At 69.2% G+C, this 14946-nt stretch carries 14 protein-coding genes and 1 tRNA gene; 7 read left to right on the forward strand and 8 right to left on the reverse strand.

All coding sequences use genetic code 11. From position 1 onward, the window contains the following. The first annotated feature begins 83 nt into the window (after positions 1 to 83). Positions 84 to 160 (forward strand) — tRNA-Pro (locus tag AC1DBL_RS03175). A 228-nt stretch (positions 161 to 388) separates the two neighbouring features. Here the strand turns inward: AC1DBL_RS03175 and AC1DBL_RS03180 are convergent. After that, positions 389 to 634, reverse strand: coding sequence for a hypothetical protein (locus AC1DBL_RS03180; protein WP_175321501.1), 246 nt, complete (start codon positions 632 to 634; stop codon positions 389 to 391). A 143-nt stretch (positions 635 to 777) separates the two neighbouring features. On the opposite strand from AC1DBL_RS03180, the gene AC1DBL_RS03185 reads away from it, so the two are divergent. Then, positions 778 to 2043, forward strand: a complete 1266-nt coding sequence (locus AC1DBL_RS03185; protein WP_175321502.1) for a helix-turn-helix domain-containing protein — start codon at positions 778 to 780, stop codon at positions 2041 to 2043. 33 nt (positions 2044 to 2076) lie between these two features. Here AC1DBL_RS03185 and AC1DBL_RS03190 read toward each other — a convergent pair whose 3' ends face one another. Together AC1DBL_RS03190 and purD are read right to left on the reverse strand one after the other, a co-directional pair. Next, on the reverse strand, positions 2077 to 3024 hold the full coding sequence (locus AC1DBL_RS03190; protein ID WP_476925448.1) for a phosphoribosylaminoimidazolesuccinocarboxamide synthase: 948 nt from the start codon (positions 3022 to 3024) through the stop codon (positions 2077 to 2079). 2 nt (positions 3025 to 3026) lie between these two features. Beyond that, on the reverse strand, positions 3027 to 4349 hold the full coding sequence (gene purD, locus AC1DBL_RS03195) for a phosphoribosylamine--glycine ligase (RefSeq protein WP_476925449.1): 1323 nt from the start codon (positions 4347 to 4349) through the stop codon (positions 3027 to 3029). A gap of 440 nt (positions 4350 to 4789) precedes the next feature. Between purD and AC1DBL_RS03200 the strand changes: the two genes are divergently transcribed. Genes AC1DBL_RS03200 through AC1DBL_RS03210 form a run of 3 tightly spaced genes read left to right on the forward strand, consistent with a single transcriptional unit; the run spans position 4790 to position 7900 of the window. Beyond that, entirely contained in the window at positions 4790 to 6421 is a 1632-nt protein-coding gene (locus AC1DBL_RS03200) for a molybdopterin-dependent oxidoreductase (RefSeq protein ID WP_476925450.1), read from the forward strand. A gap of 36 nt (positions 6422 to 6457) precedes the next feature. Beyond that, positions 6458 to 7474, forward strand: a complete 1017-nt coding sequence (locus AC1DBL_RS03205) for an asparaginase (protein WP_441416787.1) — start codon at positions 6458 to 6460, stop codon at positions 7472 to 7474. A gap of 3 nt (positions 7475 to 7477) precedes the next feature. Then, positions 7478 to 7900, forward strand: a complete 423-nt coding sequence (locus AC1DBL_RS03210) for a sterol carrier family protein (RefSeq protein ID WP_476925451.1) — start codon at positions 7478 to 7480, stop codon at positions 7898 to 7900. Between the two features lie 48 nt (positions 7901 to 7948). Here AC1DBL_RS03210 and AC1DBL_RS03215 read toward each other — a convergent pair whose 3' ends face one another. Continuing rightward, positions 7949 to 8710, reverse strand: coding sequence for an SDR family oxidoreductase (locus AC1DBL_RS03215; RefSeq protein ID WP_441416785.1), 762 nt, complete (start codon positions 8708 to 8710; stop codon positions 7949 to 7951). 146 nt (positions 8711 to 8856) lie between these two features. Between AC1DBL_RS03215 and AC1DBL_RS03220 the strand changes: the two genes are divergently transcribed. Beyond that, complete coding sequence (locus tag AC1DBL_RS03220) at positions 8857 to 9783, forward strand: CHAD domain-containing protein (protein WP_476916980.1); 927 nt, start codon at positions 8857 to 8859, stop codon at positions 9781 to 9783. A 30-nt stretch (positions 9784 to 9813) separates the two neighbouring features. On the opposite strand, the gene AC1DBL_RS03225 is transcribed toward AC1DBL_RS03220, so the two are convergent. The 4 genes from AC1DBL_RS03225 to AC1DBL_RS03240 all read right to left on the reverse strand — a co-directional run bounded on the left by AC1DBL_RS03225 (position 9814) and on the right by AC1DBL_RS03240 (position 13981). Then, entirely contained in the window at positions 9814 to 10989 is a 1176-nt protein-coding gene (locus AC1DBL_RS03225) for a zinc-dependent alcohol dehydrogenase (RefSeq protein ID WP_476891987.1), read from the reverse strand. A 78-nt stretch (positions 10990 to 11067) separates the two neighbouring features. After that, positions 11068 to 11784 carry an HAD family hydrolase gene (locus AC1DBL_RS03230; protein WP_476925452.1) on the reverse strand — a complete coding sequence of 239 codons (717 nt, stop codon included), beginning with the start codon at positions 11782 to 11784 and terminating at the stop codon, positions 11068 to 11070. Beyond that, positions 11771 to 12073 carry a YegP family protein gene (locus AC1DBL_RS03235; protein WP_441416781.1) on the reverse strand — a complete coding sequence of 101 codons (303 nt, stop codon included), beginning with the start codon at positions 12071 to 12073 and terminating at the stop codon, positions 11771 to 11773. The genes AC1DBL_RS03230 and AC1DBL_RS03235 overlap by 14 nt, the downstream gene beginning before the upstream one ends. A 144-nt stretch (positions 12074 to 12217) precedes the next feature. Continuing rightward, positions 12218 to 13981, reverse strand: coding sequence for a glycoside hydrolase family 15 protein (locus AC1DBL_RS03240; protein WP_476925453.1), 1764 nt, complete (start codon positions 13979 to 13981; stop codon positions 12218 to 12220). 170 nt (positions 13982 to 14151) lie between these two features. On the opposite strand from AC1DBL_RS03240, the gene AC1DBL_RS03245 reads away from it, so the two are divergent. Beyond that, positions 14152 to 14916, forward strand: coding sequence for a DUF72 domain-containing protein (locus AC1DBL_RS03245; RefSeq protein ID WP_441416779.1), 765 nt, complete (start codon positions 14152 to 14154; stop codon positions 14914 to 14916). Positions 14917 to 14946: the final 30 nt, after the last annotated feature.

A 14946-nucleotide genomic window follows, 5' to 3' on the forward strand; every position in this document is an offset into this window, starting at 1 on the left:
TCGGGCGGCGCTTCGACGGCGCCGATTTCGCATCCGGGGCCGGAATCGGATACTCTTGTGAAGTTGCTTTTGAAGTAACGGATCGGGATGTGGCGCAGCTTGGTAGCGCGCGTCGTTCGGGACGACGAGGTCGCAGGTTCAAATCCTGTCATCCCGACCAATCTAAAGAGGGTCTTCCAATCGGAAGGCCCTCTTTTGTGTGCCGGCGATATTTGCGCCCTTCCGACGGCGCCCGCACCGTCCACCGCCGCCGTACCCCATCGACTGCTCCGCAACCGCCGTTTAGACCCGTCATAAGGGTCCGCTTCGGAGCAATCGACGGAGGGACCGGGGCAAAGAACAGCCCCGGGACACACCTTGGGTGTCCCGGGGCTGCCTGGAGCGTTGGTTACATCGGGTCCGGCCAGTTGCCGATGTTGGTGGAGTTGGACATCGGGTCCGGCCAGTTGCCGATGGCCGAGAGGGTGCCATTGCTCGAGCTCATGGGATCGGGCCAGTTGCCGATCGCCAGGGTGCTGTTGCTCATGGGGTCCGGCCAGTTACCGATGGCACTTACTGACAGCACTGCGGGAGCCGCTGCGGAGAACGCCAGAGCCCCAGCCAAGGCGACAGAGGCAGCAATCTTCTTAAACATGTGGGTTCCTCAATACGAGTCGGAAATACGATTCGGAAAGTTACAAAGCCAGCACCAGCCCTTGTTGACATACATTGTAAAATTACTTGCACAGAGACTGTCAAGCATTTAGTACATCGACTGTCCGGAATTAGGAGGATCCCGTGGGGAACGGATTCGGGGAAAAACTCCGAGCGGAACGGCTGGAACGCGGCCTCACCCAGGCCGAACTGGGTAAGGACCTGTTTTCACCCAGCTACATCTCGCTACTGGAGACCGGCCGCCGTGAACCGACCGCGGATGTCATCGAAGAGCTCGCCCGCCGGCTGGAGCTCGCCCCCAAGGCGCTGGAGGCCTGGAGCCAGCCCGTGTCCGTCAGCGACGCCGAATACGTGCTCGCCGGGCTGTATGCGCGGCAGGCCTGGGATCTGCGCGACTATCCGCTGGCCGCCAGCCACGCCGCCACGGCCGCCCAGATCGCGCTGGAGGGGAAGAACACCAGCGCCTGGTGGAACATGACCTACATGCAGGCCGAATGCCTGATGAAGCAGGGCCAGCTCAAGGAATGCCAGAACCTGGTACAGCGGCTGCTGGACCACCCGATGGCTGCCGAATCGGCCGGCCTCGGGGTGCGCGCCCGGCAGATGCTTGCCGCCGTGTGCCACGGCCAGGGCCAGCTGGCGGTCGCCGTCGAGCACGCCCAGGAAGCGGTGCGGCTCTGCGCCCAGCTGCCTAAGGGCTCCACCCTGATCATCGGCGCGCTGCGCGCCCTGATCGGCGCCCTCGCCGAAAGCGGCCGGCTCGATGAGGCGTGGCAGTACTGCCAGGACATGAACGACCAGATGGATGACCAGTCCATCTCCCAGCTGGCCGGAGAGGTCGCCTGGGTGATCGGGAACGTCGCGTTCATGCGGCATGACTACGCCGAAGGCATCAAGTACCACGAGAAGGCGGCCAAGCTGCTCTCCCCGGCGAACGACATCGACCTCTGGGCCCGGTTTAACAAGGCTTCCGCCGCGGTCCGTCTGTCCTCCGGGATCGTCGAACCGGAAACCCTGTCCTCGATCGAGCGCGCCGAGCTGGCCCTCTCGATCGTGGGCGGCAACAAGACCGACCGGCTCGAGGTGGCCTTCATCCGGGCACGCTGGCTGTACCTCACCGGGGACATCGTCGGCGCGGTACAGAAGCTGCGGGAAATCCACGCCGAACGGGATTCGCTGGCCAAACACGTCGCCGGCGAGGTGGCCCTGCTGCTCGGCAAGGCGCTCAAGGCCGCCGGCGAGTCCGAGGAAGCCCTCGTCTATCTCGAGGAAGCGCAAAAGGAGTTCAGCGCGGCCGGGGCCTCGGACCGGGTCCAGCAGGCCATGGACGCCGTGCTGGAAATCCGGCTGGCCCAGCGCCGCGCCGAAGCCGCCGCCGCCGGAAGCTAGGCGGACGGCCGGGCGCCAGGCGAAGGCGGACGGCTAGGCGAAGGCCCGGCCCGTCAGCAACTCGTAAGCTTCCACGTAGCGGCTGCGGGTGCGGGCGACGACGTCGGCCGGCAGCGCCGGCGGCGGCGTGTCGGAGGACTTGTCCCAGCCCGATTCGGCCGACGTCAGCCAGTCGCGCACGTATTGCTTGTCATATGACGGCTGTGCCTTGCCCGGCTCATAGGTGGCGGCATCCCAGAACCGCGAGGAGTCGGGGGTCAGGACCTCGTCGCCGAGCGTGATGACGCCGGTCGCGGCGTCGATGCCGAATTCGACCTTGGTGTCGGCCAGGATGATGCCGCGGCCGCGGGCGATCTCCTCGGCCTTGGTGTAGATCTCCAGGGTCAGCTCGCGGAGCCGGCCAGCGATGTCCGGGCCCACCAGCGCGACCACGGCGTCGTAGGTGATGTTCTCGTCGTGCTCGCCCACCTCGGCCTTCGCGGAGGGGGTGAAGATGGCCTCGGCAAGCCGGGACCCGTCCACCAGGCCGGCCGGCAGCGGAATGCTGCACACGGTCCCGGAGTGCCGGTATTCGGCCAGCCCGGAGCCGGTCAGGTAGCCGCGGGCGATGCATTCCACCGGGAACATGTCCAGCTTCTTGCAGATCATCGCGCGGCCCTCGACCGCCGCGGGAACGCCGCCGTCGACCGTGGACGCGAGCACGTGGTGCTCCACGCCCAGCTGCTCGAACCACCACAGGCTCAGCTGGGTGAGGATGCGCCCCTTGTCCGGGATCTCGCTCGCGAGGACATGGTCGTAGGCGCTGATGCGGTCGCTCGCGACAACCAGGACGCACTCGTGGCCGACGCGTTCGGTGATGGACGCGTCCGCCGGGACGTAGAGGTCGCGGACCTTGCCGGAGTAGACGTGCTTCCAGCCGGGCAGGTCCAGCGTCTCGGTGTGCAGGCCGCCGGTGGGCATCGCGGATTCAGTTGCGTTCATGCTCAGGCCTTCGCTTTCGCCGCGGCGGCCGCGGCAGCCGCTGTGCCGGGCGCCGTCACCTTGATTTCGCCGCGGGCGGCTTTGCCGCCGATGTCGGTACGGAACTGGCCGCCGTCGAGCTGGACGAGTTCGACGCCGTCGTACGCCCGTTCGCGGGCCTCCACGAGGTCCGTCCCGAGCGCCACCACGGCGAGGACGCGGCCGCCCGCGGAGACGACCTTGCCCTCGTCGTCGAGCTTGGTGCCGGCATGGATCACGTGCACGCCCTCAATGGCTTCGACCTTCTTCAGGCCGCGGATCCGGTCCCCGGTCCGGGGCGTGCCGGGATAGTTTTCGGCGGCGACGACGACGGCGACCGCTGACTCCTTGGACCAGCGCAGCGGCTGGACCTTGTCCAGTTCGCCCTTGGCGGCGGCCATCAGCAGGCCGCCGAGCGGCGTCTTGAGCCGGGCCAGGACGGCCTGGGTTTCCGGGTCGCCGAACCGGACGTTGAACTCGATGACGCGGGTGCCGCGGGAGGTCAGGGCGAGGCCGACGAAGAGCACGCCGACGAACGGGGTGCCGCGGTGGGCCATCTGGTTGACGGTGGGCTGCGCGACCCGGTCGATGACCTCCTGGACGAGGCCTTCGGGGGCCCAATCGAGCGGGCTGTAGGCGCCCATGCCGCCCGTGTTGGGGCCTTCGTCGTTGTCGAAGATGCGCTTGAAATCCTGTGCCGGGGAGAGCGCCACGGTGGTGCTGCCGTCGCAGAGGACAAACACGGAGACCTCGGGGCCGTCAAGGAATTCCTCGATCACCACGGTGCCGCCGGCGTCGAAGCAGCTCTGCGCGTGCGCCAGCGCCTCGTCCCGGTTGCGGGTGACGACGACGCCCTTGCCGGCGGCGAGCCCGTCATCCTTCACGACGTAGGGGGCGCCGAAGGTGTCGAGCGCGTCGGCGGCTTCCTCGGCGTTGGAGGCCACCCGGGCCATCGCGGTGGGCACGCCGGCCTCGGCCATGACTTCCTTGGCGAACGCCTTGGAGGCCTCAAGCTGGGCGGCGGCCTTGCTGGGGCCGAACACCGGGATCCCGGCGTCGCGGACGGCATCGGAGACACCCGCGGCCAGCGGGGCTTCCGGACCGACCACCACGAGGTCGACGGCGAGCTTGGTAGCCAGCGCGGCGACGGCGTCGGGGTTGTTCGCGTCGATGGCGTGTGTGGGGACCAGCTTGCTGATACCGGCGTTGCCCGGGGCCGCGTGGACCTCGGAAACATTGGGGTCGGCGAGCAAGGATCGGACAATGGCGTGTTCGCGGCCGCCGGGGCCGATGACAAGTACCTTCACAGTTCCCAAGGGTACTTTGTGGACCCTGCAGGCTCCTAAGCTGTGACTGCCACCGGACATGCCCACTCCTCACGCCGGATTTGCGCACAGGCCACGGTTGCAGCGGACATGCCCACTCCACGGGCCCGGGTTCCAGCGGACATGCCCACTCCACGCCGCAGCCACTGGACATAATGCGCATATGCCCATCCCTCACGCCCAAGGATGGGCATGCCCGTCCCTGGAAGCCGCCCAGTCCACACGACGTGCCATTCCGGACCCGAGCTCCACGGGACATGCCCACTCCACGCCGGAACCACTGGACATAATGCGCATATGCCCATCCCTCACGCCCAAGGATGGGCATGTGCGTCGCCGGGGAAGCCGCCCCGTCCACCAGGCATGCCCATCCCACGCCCCGGCCGGACAATCCGCGGGCTCCGCCGCTCCGAACATCCTGTATGAAGACGCCCAGCACCCCGCAGCCCGGCACTACCCCCCAGCCCGGGAACCAGAGAAGGAAGCGGCCCGCACTCTTCTCCGGCCCCACCGCCCTGGCCGCGCTGGCCGGGGTAGTCTCGGCCGCCGTCGTGCTGGCCGTCGCGGAGCTGATCGGCGCCTTCTTCACGGCCCGCGCGACGCCGCTGATCGCCCTGGGCTCGACCTTCATCGATTTCACTCCGCCGTGGATGAAGGACTTCGCCATCGCAACCTTCGGCACGAATGACAAGGCCGCCCTGTTCGTGGGGATGGGCCTGACCATCCTGCTGCTGGCCTGCGTGCTGGGCATTGTCGCCTTCCGCAAGTGGGCTCTGGGCGTGGCCGGCGTGTTGCTGCTGGGCGCGGTGATCGTGGCCAGTGTGGTGACCCGGGCCAGTGTGGAACCGCTGGACGCCATCCCTTCGCTGATCGGCACCGTGGCCGGCCTGGTTGTGCTCCGGTTCCTGATCAGCAAGCTGTGGCGGACCCGGGAATGGCCGGAGGTGGCGTCGGACCTCGGCGCCAAGGAGCCGGACCGTCCCGCCACCAGCCGCCGCGCCTTCTTCACCGCCAGCGGAATCACCGCCGTCGCTGCCGCCGCAGCTGCAACGGGCGGACGGCTCCTGAGCGCCGCCCGCAGCAACGTGGCCCAGGCCCGCGAAGCCCTGCAGCTGCCCGCCCCCGCCAAGGCCGCCGCCGCCGTGCCCGCCGGCGTCCAGTCCAAGGCCCCCGGCGTCACCCCGTGGCTCACGCCGAACAAGGATTTCTACCGGATCGACACCGCGCTCAGCGTGCCGGAAATCGACGCCCGGTCCTGGGAATTGCGGATCCACGGCCTGGTGGAACAGGAAGTGCGGCTCAGCTTCCAGGACCTGCTGGACGCGCAGCTGATCGAATCCCACGTCTCGCTGACTTGCGTCTCCAACCCCGTCGGCGGGAACTTGGCCGGCAACGCCAAATGGCTGGGCATGCCCATTCGTGACGTGCTGAAGATGGCCCGGCCCAAGGACGGCGCGGACATGGTGCTCTCCACGTCCGTCGACGGGTTCAGCGCCTCCACTCCGCTGGAGGTCCTGCAGGATGACCGCGACGCGATGCTGGCGATCGGCATGAACGGCGAGCCCCTTCCGCTGGAGCACGGCTACCCGGTCCGCATGGTGGTCCCCGGGCTGTACGGCTTCGTCTCGGCCACCAAATGGGTGGTTGACCTGGAAGTGACCCGCTTCGCGGACAACAAGGCCTACTGGACGCAGCGCGGCTGGTCCGAGCGCGGCCCGATCAAGACCATGGCCCGGGTGGAGGTCCCCAAGTCCTTCGCCAAGGTCGCCGCCGGAAAGGTCGCAATCGGCGGCACCGCCTGGGCGCAGACCCGCGGCATCACCAAGGTGGAGGTCCAGATCGACAACGGCCCGTGGACGGCGGCCGTGCTCTCGGCGGAGGCCTCCGTGGTGACCTGGCGGCAGTGGTCCTTCGACTGGGAGGCAACCCCGGGACCGCACTACATCAAGGTCCGCGCCACCGACGGCACCGGCGAGGTCCAGACGGACAAGCGCGCCGATCCCGTGCCCGACGGCGCTTCCGGCTGGCAGTCTGTCATGGTCACCGTGGAGTAACCGGGCTGGGCCCGCAACGCACCATAGACTTGCAGCATGCCCTTGAACCCGCATGCCACCTTCACTGTTGAGTCCGCCGTCGAACTGGCAGTTGTTGAACGCAGCGGTTTCATCGAGTCCCGCCACATCGGCTCCGCCGTCGTGATGGCCGCGGACGGCAACGTGGTCACCGAACTCGGCGACATAACGACGCCGATCTACGCGCGCTCCACGCTCAAACCCCTGCAGGCGCTCGCCTCGATGCAGTCCGGCGTTCCGCTGCGCGGCGCCCAGGTGGCGATCGCCTGCGGCAGCCACGTCGGCTCGCTCGACCACATGGACGTGGTGGAGGGCATGCTGAAGGCTGCCGGCGTCAAGGAGGACCAACTCCAGTGCCCCGCCGCCTGGCCCGAGGACGAGACGGCCCGGACCTGGCTGGTTCAGACGGAGCGCGGAAAATCCCGGCTGGCTTTCAACTGTTCCGGGAAGCACGCGGCTTTTCTGTGGGCCTGCACGGAGAACGGCTGGGACACGCACAGCTACCTGGAACCCAACCACCCCCTGCAGCAGCGCATCCGTTCCGTGATCGAGGAGTACTGCGGCGAGCGGATCGCCCACCTCGGCATCGACGGCTGCGGCGCCCCGGTGGCCGCGGTGTCGCTCACCGGCCTGGCCCGTGCCTTCTCGCGGCTGGCCAAGGCTCCGGGGGACAACAACTCCAACGCCCGCGCCGCCACGATCGCGACGTCCATGCTGGACTACCCGTGGGCCGTGCAGGGCCGGGGCCAGGCCAACACGATCGTGATGGACGAGCTCGGAATCATCGCCAAGATCGGCGCCGAGGGCGTGCTGGTCATGGCCACCCCGCAGGGCGTCTCGGTGGCGATCAAGGTCCTGGACGGCAACGTCCGCGCCACGACGCTCGTGGGCCTGACCCTGCTCGCCGCCGCGGGCGCCGTCGAGATCCCGGAGGTTTCTTCCGTGCTGGAAAAGGTGGTTGACCCGGTGCTGGGCGGCGGCCGGCCGGTCGGCAAGATCCGGCTCGGCCACGCCGTCTCGGCGCTGCTGGACTAGGCCGTGGCTGTGTCACGGCGCCGGATCCCGGTGGATGAGGGCCGCGCCGCGCTGGCCGCCTGGCGGAACGCCGCCGCGCCCGAGCCCTCCGACGCTGCGGCGCCCGAGCCCTCCGGCGCCGCTGCGCCTGAGGTCCCGGCAGTACCCCGCGATACGCTCGCGACGGCGGTGCGCTACTCCCTCGAGGAAGTCACCGCCCGGGCCCCCGGCAACTCGGTGGAGGTCCGCGTGCCGCCCTTCGGCGTCACCCAGTGCGTCGAGGGCCCGCGCCACACCCGCGGCACTCCCCCTAACGTCATTGAATGCGACGCCGCCACCTGGCTTGCCATGGTCACCGGCCGACTCAGCTGGGCCGACGCCGTCGAATCCAGCCGGGTGGCCGCCTCGGGCCTGCGGGCCGACCTGTCCGGGCTGCTGCCGCTCTAGGCACGCCGGTAGGCCAGGCGCCAGCGGCACGAGGCCCGCCCTAACGAGTCAGCCGCGGCCGATGAACGGCATCCCGGCGGCCGTGATGACGAGGGATCCCACACTGGCGGAGGCAGGCATGCCGGCCATCAGCAGCACGGCGCGGGCCGCGTCCTCGACGGGGAACGTCGGCTCCGGCCGGCGGCTGCCGTCGGCCTGGAGCGCGCCGTCGCCTACGCCAATCTCGTCCATTAGCTCCGTCGCGGCGTTGCCGATGTCGATCTGCCCGCAGCTGATGCCGAAGCCGCGGCCGTCGAGGTCAATGCTCTTGGTCAGCCCGGTAATGGCGTGCTTGGTGACCGTGTAGGCCACGGTGCGGGGGCGGGGTGAGTGCGCCGCGATGGAGCCGTTGTTGATGATCCGGCCGCCCTGCGGCGACTGCGCCTTCATGGCCCGGACTGCGGCGGCGGCGCACAGCATGGAGCCGGTCAGGTTCACGGCCACCGTGGCCTCCCAGTCCTCGACGCTGATCTCGTCCACCGAGGCCGCGGGGCCGAACACGCCGGCGTTGTTGAACAGCACGTCCACCCTGCCCCACTGCTCAAGCGCTACGGCGAAGAGCCGTTCGACGTCGCCGGGCCGGGAGATGTCGCAGGGAAACGCGAGCGCCTGCGCGTGCCCGGCCGCGGTCTCCAGCAGCGGTTTCTCCCGCCGGCCGGCCAGCACCACGCGGTAGCCGTCGGCCAGCATGAGCCGAGCCACCGCCCGCCCGATCCCGGAACCCGCTCCGGTGACGACGGCGACCCGGCCGAGGTGGCGCTGGTGTGTCATGCGGGGCTCCTAGGGTGGCGTGGTCGATTCCGGTCCCGGACAGCCTATGCCGAGATGGCACGTCGCGGCAGTGCCCGGGACAAACATTGCCGCGATCTGCCATCTCTCGGCCCTGCAGGGGCTTGCGCCAAGACGTAGAGTGAAGCGTGGCAACCACCGCGGGCGAAGCCTTGCTGGCCTATCTTGGACAGCAGCTCGCTGAACTGCGCCAGCATGCGCCCGGAGTCCGGTCGAAGCAACCCGAAGCCGTCCATCAGATGCGTGTTGCGGCGCGCCGCCTCCGCTCGCTGCTGGCTTCGGGCCGGCCGTTGTTCGACGACGACGCGGTGGAACCGCTCCGCGCCGAACTGCGGTGGCTCTCGGGACTGCTCGGGGCGGCCCGAGACCCTGGCGTGGTCCACGAAAGGCTGGCCACGCTGCTCGCCCAGGAGCCCGAGGCGCTGCGCTCGCTGTCCGGGCCGCAGGGCCCGGCCGCCATCCGGATCGACGAGGAGCTCGACGCACTTGAGGCCGCCGGGTTCGAAGCGGTCCTCGAGGCGCTCGGGAACGAGCGCTACCCCCGTCTGCTGGCGGCCCTGGACCAATTCCTGGCCGACGCGCCCCTGTCGCCGAAGGCCGCCGGCGCTCCCGGGACGAGGTTCGGCAAGCTGGTAGCCAAGGACCGGCGTCGTTTGAAGCGCGCGGTGAAGGCCCTTCCACCCACGGCCGACGACGGCGGCGCCGCCCGGAATGCGGGCCTGCATGAGGTCCGCAAAGCGGCAAAACGGCTGCGGTACTCCGCGGAGCTGGCCTTGTCACTGCCGAAGGTGGCCCCCGATGGATTGGCGCCGGACAGGAAGAAGCGCCGCGGCGCGAGGCGGTTGGCCAAGTCGGCCCGGCGGATCCAGCAGCTCCTGGGCCTGCACCAGGACAGCGTCGTGGCCCGCGAACGGCTGGCCGAGCTGGGCGGCCGGGCGCTGCGCAGCGGGGAGAACGGCTTCAGCTACGGCAGGCTGCACGCCAAGGAAGAGCACCTGGCGGCCGCCTCGGAGCGGGCCTTCCTGAAGCTCTGGAGGAAGTTTCCCGCCCGCTGAGGCGGCCGCGGGGCTCACCGCCAGGTCCGGTCAGGGCTTCAGCACCACCTTGATGCAGCCGTCCTGCTTCTTCTGGAACTTCTCGTACATCGCGGGGGCCTCATCCAGGCTGGCCTGGTGGGTCACGAGGTCCATGACACCCAGCGGGTCCGCGTCCGACTCCACCAGCGGCAGCAGGTCCTCGGTCCAGCGCCGGACGTTGCACTGGCCCATTCGCAGCTGGATCTGCTTGTCGAACATGTGCATCAGCGGCATCGGGGAGGCCGTTCCGCCGTACACGCCGCTGAGGGAGACGGTGCCGCCGCGCCGGACTGCGTCCAGCGCTGTGTGGAGCGCGGAGAGCCGGTCCACCCCGACGGTCTCGAAGGCCTTCTGGGCCAGCTTCTCCGGCAGCAGCCCGGCCGCGTGCTGGGCGAACGAGGCCACGGGCGAGTCATGGGCTTCCATCCCGACGGCGTCCACCACCGAATCGGCACCCCGGCCCTGCGTCATGGAGCGCAGTTCGTCGGCGACGCCCTTGGAGTAATCCAGGGTCTCGATGCCGTGCCGTTCCGCCATCGCCCGGCGCTCGGGCACCGGGTCGACGCCGATGACGCGCAGGCCGAAGTGCTTGCCGATCCGGGACGCGAACTGTCCCACCGGCCCCAGGCCCATCACCGCGAGGGTGCCTCCCTCGGGCACGTCGGCGTACTTCACGCCCTGCCAGGCGGTCGGCAGGATGTCCGAGAGGAAGAGGTAGCGTTCGTCCGGGAGTTCCGCCCCCACCTTGATGGGTCCGTAGTCAGCGTGCGGCACCCGCAGGTACTCCGCCTGCCCGCCCGGCACGGAGCCGTACAGCTCGGAGAAGCCGAAGAGCGAGGCTCCGGAGCCCTTTTCCTTGACCTGCGTCGTCTCGCACTGGGACTGCAGGCCCTGGCTGCACATAAAGCAGTGGCCGCAGGAGATGTTGAACGGGATGACCACGCGGTCGCCCTTGGCCAGGTTGGTGACGGCGCTGCCCACTTCCACGACGACGCCCATCGGCTCGTGGCCGATGATGTCGCCCTTGTGCATGTAGGGGCTGAGGACTTCGTAGAGGTGCAGGTCGGAGCCGCAGATCGCCGTCGACGTGATGCGTACGATCGCGTCGGTGGGTTCCTGGATCACCGGGTCGGGAACTTCTTCAACGCTCACAGAACGTTTGCCCTGCCAAGTAAGTGCCTTCATGTGCTTGCCTTTCGGTCGCGGTCTGGAGGGAAAAATTTGGAAGGAAGAGTCGGAGCGCAGCCCGGCAGGGCCGGTGGGTCAGCTGCCGCGGACGCGCGCGGCCAGCTTGCCGATGGCACTGCCGGCGAGGTTGTCCAGCAGCGCGCGCGGGCTTTCATAGACCTCCACGGCGCCGGCTTCGCGGAGTTCGGCTTCGCTGGTGCCCCCGCAGGTGAGCCCGATCGCCGGGATGTCCAGCTTCCCGGCAGCGTAAATATCCCAGACGGCGTCCCCCACGTATACGGCGTTGCCGGCGGGGACGCCGACGGCCTTGAGCGCCGCGACGAGGATGTCCGGCGCGGGCTTGCTTTCCTTCGCGTCAGCCGAGCTGGTGGCGGCGTGGATGTAGGCGTCGGCGTCGATGGTGGTGCGGAGAATCTCCAGGTCGCGGTCCCTTGCCGAGGACGCGAGGGCGACGGCGAGGCCGGCGTCGAAGCATTGCGCCAGCAGGTCCCGGGCGCCGTCGAGCCGCCGGAGCGAGGGCCAGAAGGTGGAGAACACCGCGGCGTGGGAGGTCATGATGTCGGCGTCGCCGTCGGGATCGCGGTCTTCCGGCAGCAGGCGGTCAAGGATCCTGTCCCCGCCCATTCCCACCGAGCGGTGGATGCTGGCCATCGGCACGTCGTAGCCGGCCTGCCGGAAGGCCTGCCACCACGCGAGCGTGTGGATGTAGGAGGAGTCGACCAAGGTTCCGTCGACGTCGAAGAGGACTGCGGCCTGGTGCTGCCCGGCCGACGACGGGTCAGTGGTGGGCACGGGTGCGCTTCGTGGCCGCCAGGGTGCCGCCGGAGAGCGAGGAGCCGCGTCCAGTGCCGCCGCCGGTCCGCCGCTTCGCCAGCGAGGCCATCACTGCGGACTGGCCGTCGCCGCTGCGGTCACGGATCAGGCCGGTTCCGGCGATCTCCCGCGCCTGGGCAATCCCTGCCACGGCCGCGCGTTTGGTGGGGAACGTGACCGAGACGGCCATCAGGCCGCCGGCAGCGTCCATCATCCGAATCCGGTAGCCGCCGTCGGGCGCATCCACGAGCTCGAAATATCCAGCCATTGCATACTCCTTCAATCCTGCACCCCGTGCGGGGATATTAGTAAGTATACTTATCTAAGCTCTGGAAGAAAGTCCGGCGGCCGGTCCCGGTCCGGCGGATTTCGCCGCCGTCAGCCGGTGCCAGGGCACCGTTGGAGCATGCCGTCAGTGGCCGTCGGCCTGCAGTTCGAGTGCGCTGCGCACCAGTGCGAAGTGGCTGAAGGCCTGCGGGGTGTTCCCCAGTTGGCGCGCCTCCTGAACGTCCCATTCCTCGCTCAGCAGCCCGACGTCGTTGCGCAGCGCCAGCAGCCGTTCGAACAGCTCCCTTGCCTCGCGGCGCCGACCCGCACCCAGCAGCGCCTCCACCAGCCAGAACGAACACGCGAGGAAGACGCCTTCGCCGCCCGGCACGCCGTCGTCGCTCTGTTCCTGCCGGTAGCGCAGCACAAAGCCGTCATGGGTGAGCTCCCGCTGCACCGCCTCGATGGTGCCGACCACCCGCGGATCATCCGGAGCCAGGAACCCCACGCGCGGGATCAGCAGCAGGCTGGCGTCCAGTTCGGGCCGGCCGTAGGACTGGACGAAGGTGTTGCGTTCGGCGTCGAAACCGTTGGCCATCACGTCGGCGTGGATCGTGTCGCGGAGCGCTTCCCAGCGATCCGCCGGGCCGGGGAGGCCGGAATCCCGGACGCCCTTGACCATGCGGTCCGCCGCCACCCAGGCCATCACCTTGGAGTGGGTGAAATGCCGGCGCGGTCCGCGCATCTCCCAGAGACCGTTGTCCGGCCGGGTCCAGGCGGTCTCCAGATGCTCCATCAGCGCCACCTGGACGTCCCAGGAGTCATCGCCGTCGTGCAGCAGTGAACTCCGGGTCAGGGCCAGGCAGTCCAGGACCTCGCCCCAGACGTCCAGCTGCAGTTGCCCGGCTGCGGCATTGCCGATCCGCACCGGCGCCGACCCCTCATAGCCGGCCAGCCAGTCCAGCGTCATTTCCGGCAGCCTTCGCTCGCCGTGCAGGCCGTACATGATCTGCAGATCGGCCGGATCCCCCGCCACCGCGCGCAGCAGCCAGTTACGCCACGCGGCGGCCTCCTCCGAGTAGCCCGAGGCGAGCAGGGCCTGCAGCGTCAGGGTCGCGTCCCGCAGCCAGCAGTAGCGGTAGTCCCAGTTGCGTTCCCCGCCGAGCTCCTCCGGCAGCGACGTGGTCACGGCGGCCACGATGCCGCCGGTCGGGGCGAAGGTCAGGGCCTTGAGGGTGATCAGCGAGCGCAGCACGGCATCGCGGTACGGGCCGGTGACCCGGCACTTGGCCGACCACTGCTGCCAGAACGATTCGGTGGCTTCAAGCACGCCTTCCGGATCCACCTTGCGCGGGCGGCCGAGGTGGCTGGGTGCCCAGGTCAGCACGAAGGGAATGCGCTGGCCAGCCTTGACGGTGAAGTCGCTGGCGGTCTGCATGTGCTCGCCCCGGAGCGGGGCCTCGGTGACCAGGTATGCGGCGTCGGGGCCGGCCACGGCGTGGATCCCGTGCTCGTCGCGGCGCACCCAGGGGACGATGTGGCCGTAGTCGAAGCGCAGGGCCAGCTCGCCGCGCATCCGTACCGTGCCGCGGATCCCCACCACGATCCGCACGATGTCCGCCGCGCCGTCGCGGGGCGACATGAAGTCGATCACCTTGACCTTGCCCTCGCCGGTTTCCCATTCGGTTTCCAGGATGAGGGTGTTCTTGCGGTAGTGCCGCCGGGTGCATTCGCCGCCGGACGCGGGCGCGAGCAGCCAGCGGCCGGCCTTGGGGCTGTCCAGCAGGGCGTTGAAGCAGGCCGGCGAGTCGAAGCGGGGCAGGCACAGCCAGTCGATGGAGCCTTCCGTGCTGATCAATGCGGCGGTGTGCAGATCGCCGACCATTGCGTAATCCTCGATACGTGCCATGGGTCTTACAGTGCCACACGCCGTGCTGGCGGCCGAGGACGACGTGGCAGATTGCGGGGCGGATTGCGGGGCGGATGTCGCTGCGCGGGCACCGGATGTCGCTGCGCGGGGCAACGGGTTCCGCTGCGTGGGGGCTGGGACGGGCGGCCTGCCGGCACTAGGATCCCAACATGCCGGAACAGGACTACGGGGTACACCGCCACGGCGTGGCGCACATCGGAACCAGCGGCTGGAGCTACGACCACTGGGAGAACGTGCTCTATCCGCCCGGGCTGCCGGCACGGGACCGGCTGGCCCATTACGCATCGCGCTTCACCACGGTGGAGCTGAATGCGAGTTTCTACCGCTGGCCGCGGGAGAGCTCCTTCGCCGGGTGGCAGCGCCGCCTGCCGGAGGGCTTCACCATGTCCGTCAAGGCGCCGCGGGGCCTGACCCACGGCAAGAAACTCTACGGCCCGGAGGTCTGGGCGGAGCGGATCACCCGCTGCTGGCACGAACTCGGTGACAAGCGGGCCGTGCTGCTGGTCCAGCTGCCGCCGGATTTCGCGCGCGACGACGCCCGTCTGGGCTACTTCCTGGCCGCCCTGCCGGAGTGGATCCGCGTGAGCGTGGAGTTCCGCCACCCCAGCTGGGACCACCCGGCGGTCTATGAGCTGCTCGAACGGCACGGCGCTGCCTACTGCGTCATGAGCGGCGCGCAGCTGCCGTGCATCCTGCGTGCTACCGCCGGGTTCGTCTACGTCCGGCTGCACGGGCCCGACCGGGACCACCTCTACGCCGGCTCCTACTCCGACCAGGAACTTGGCTGGTGGGCGGAACGGACCCGCGAGTGGCTGGCGTCGGGCAAGGACGTCTACGCCTATTTCAACAACGACGGCGGCGGCAACGCCGTGCGCAACGCCACCAGGCTGCGTGAACTGCTGGGCGACGCCTGACCGGCGGACCAATCGCCGGCAGGACGCGCC

It is taken from the genome of Arthrobacter sp. 10T44, from assembly GCF_056393885.1.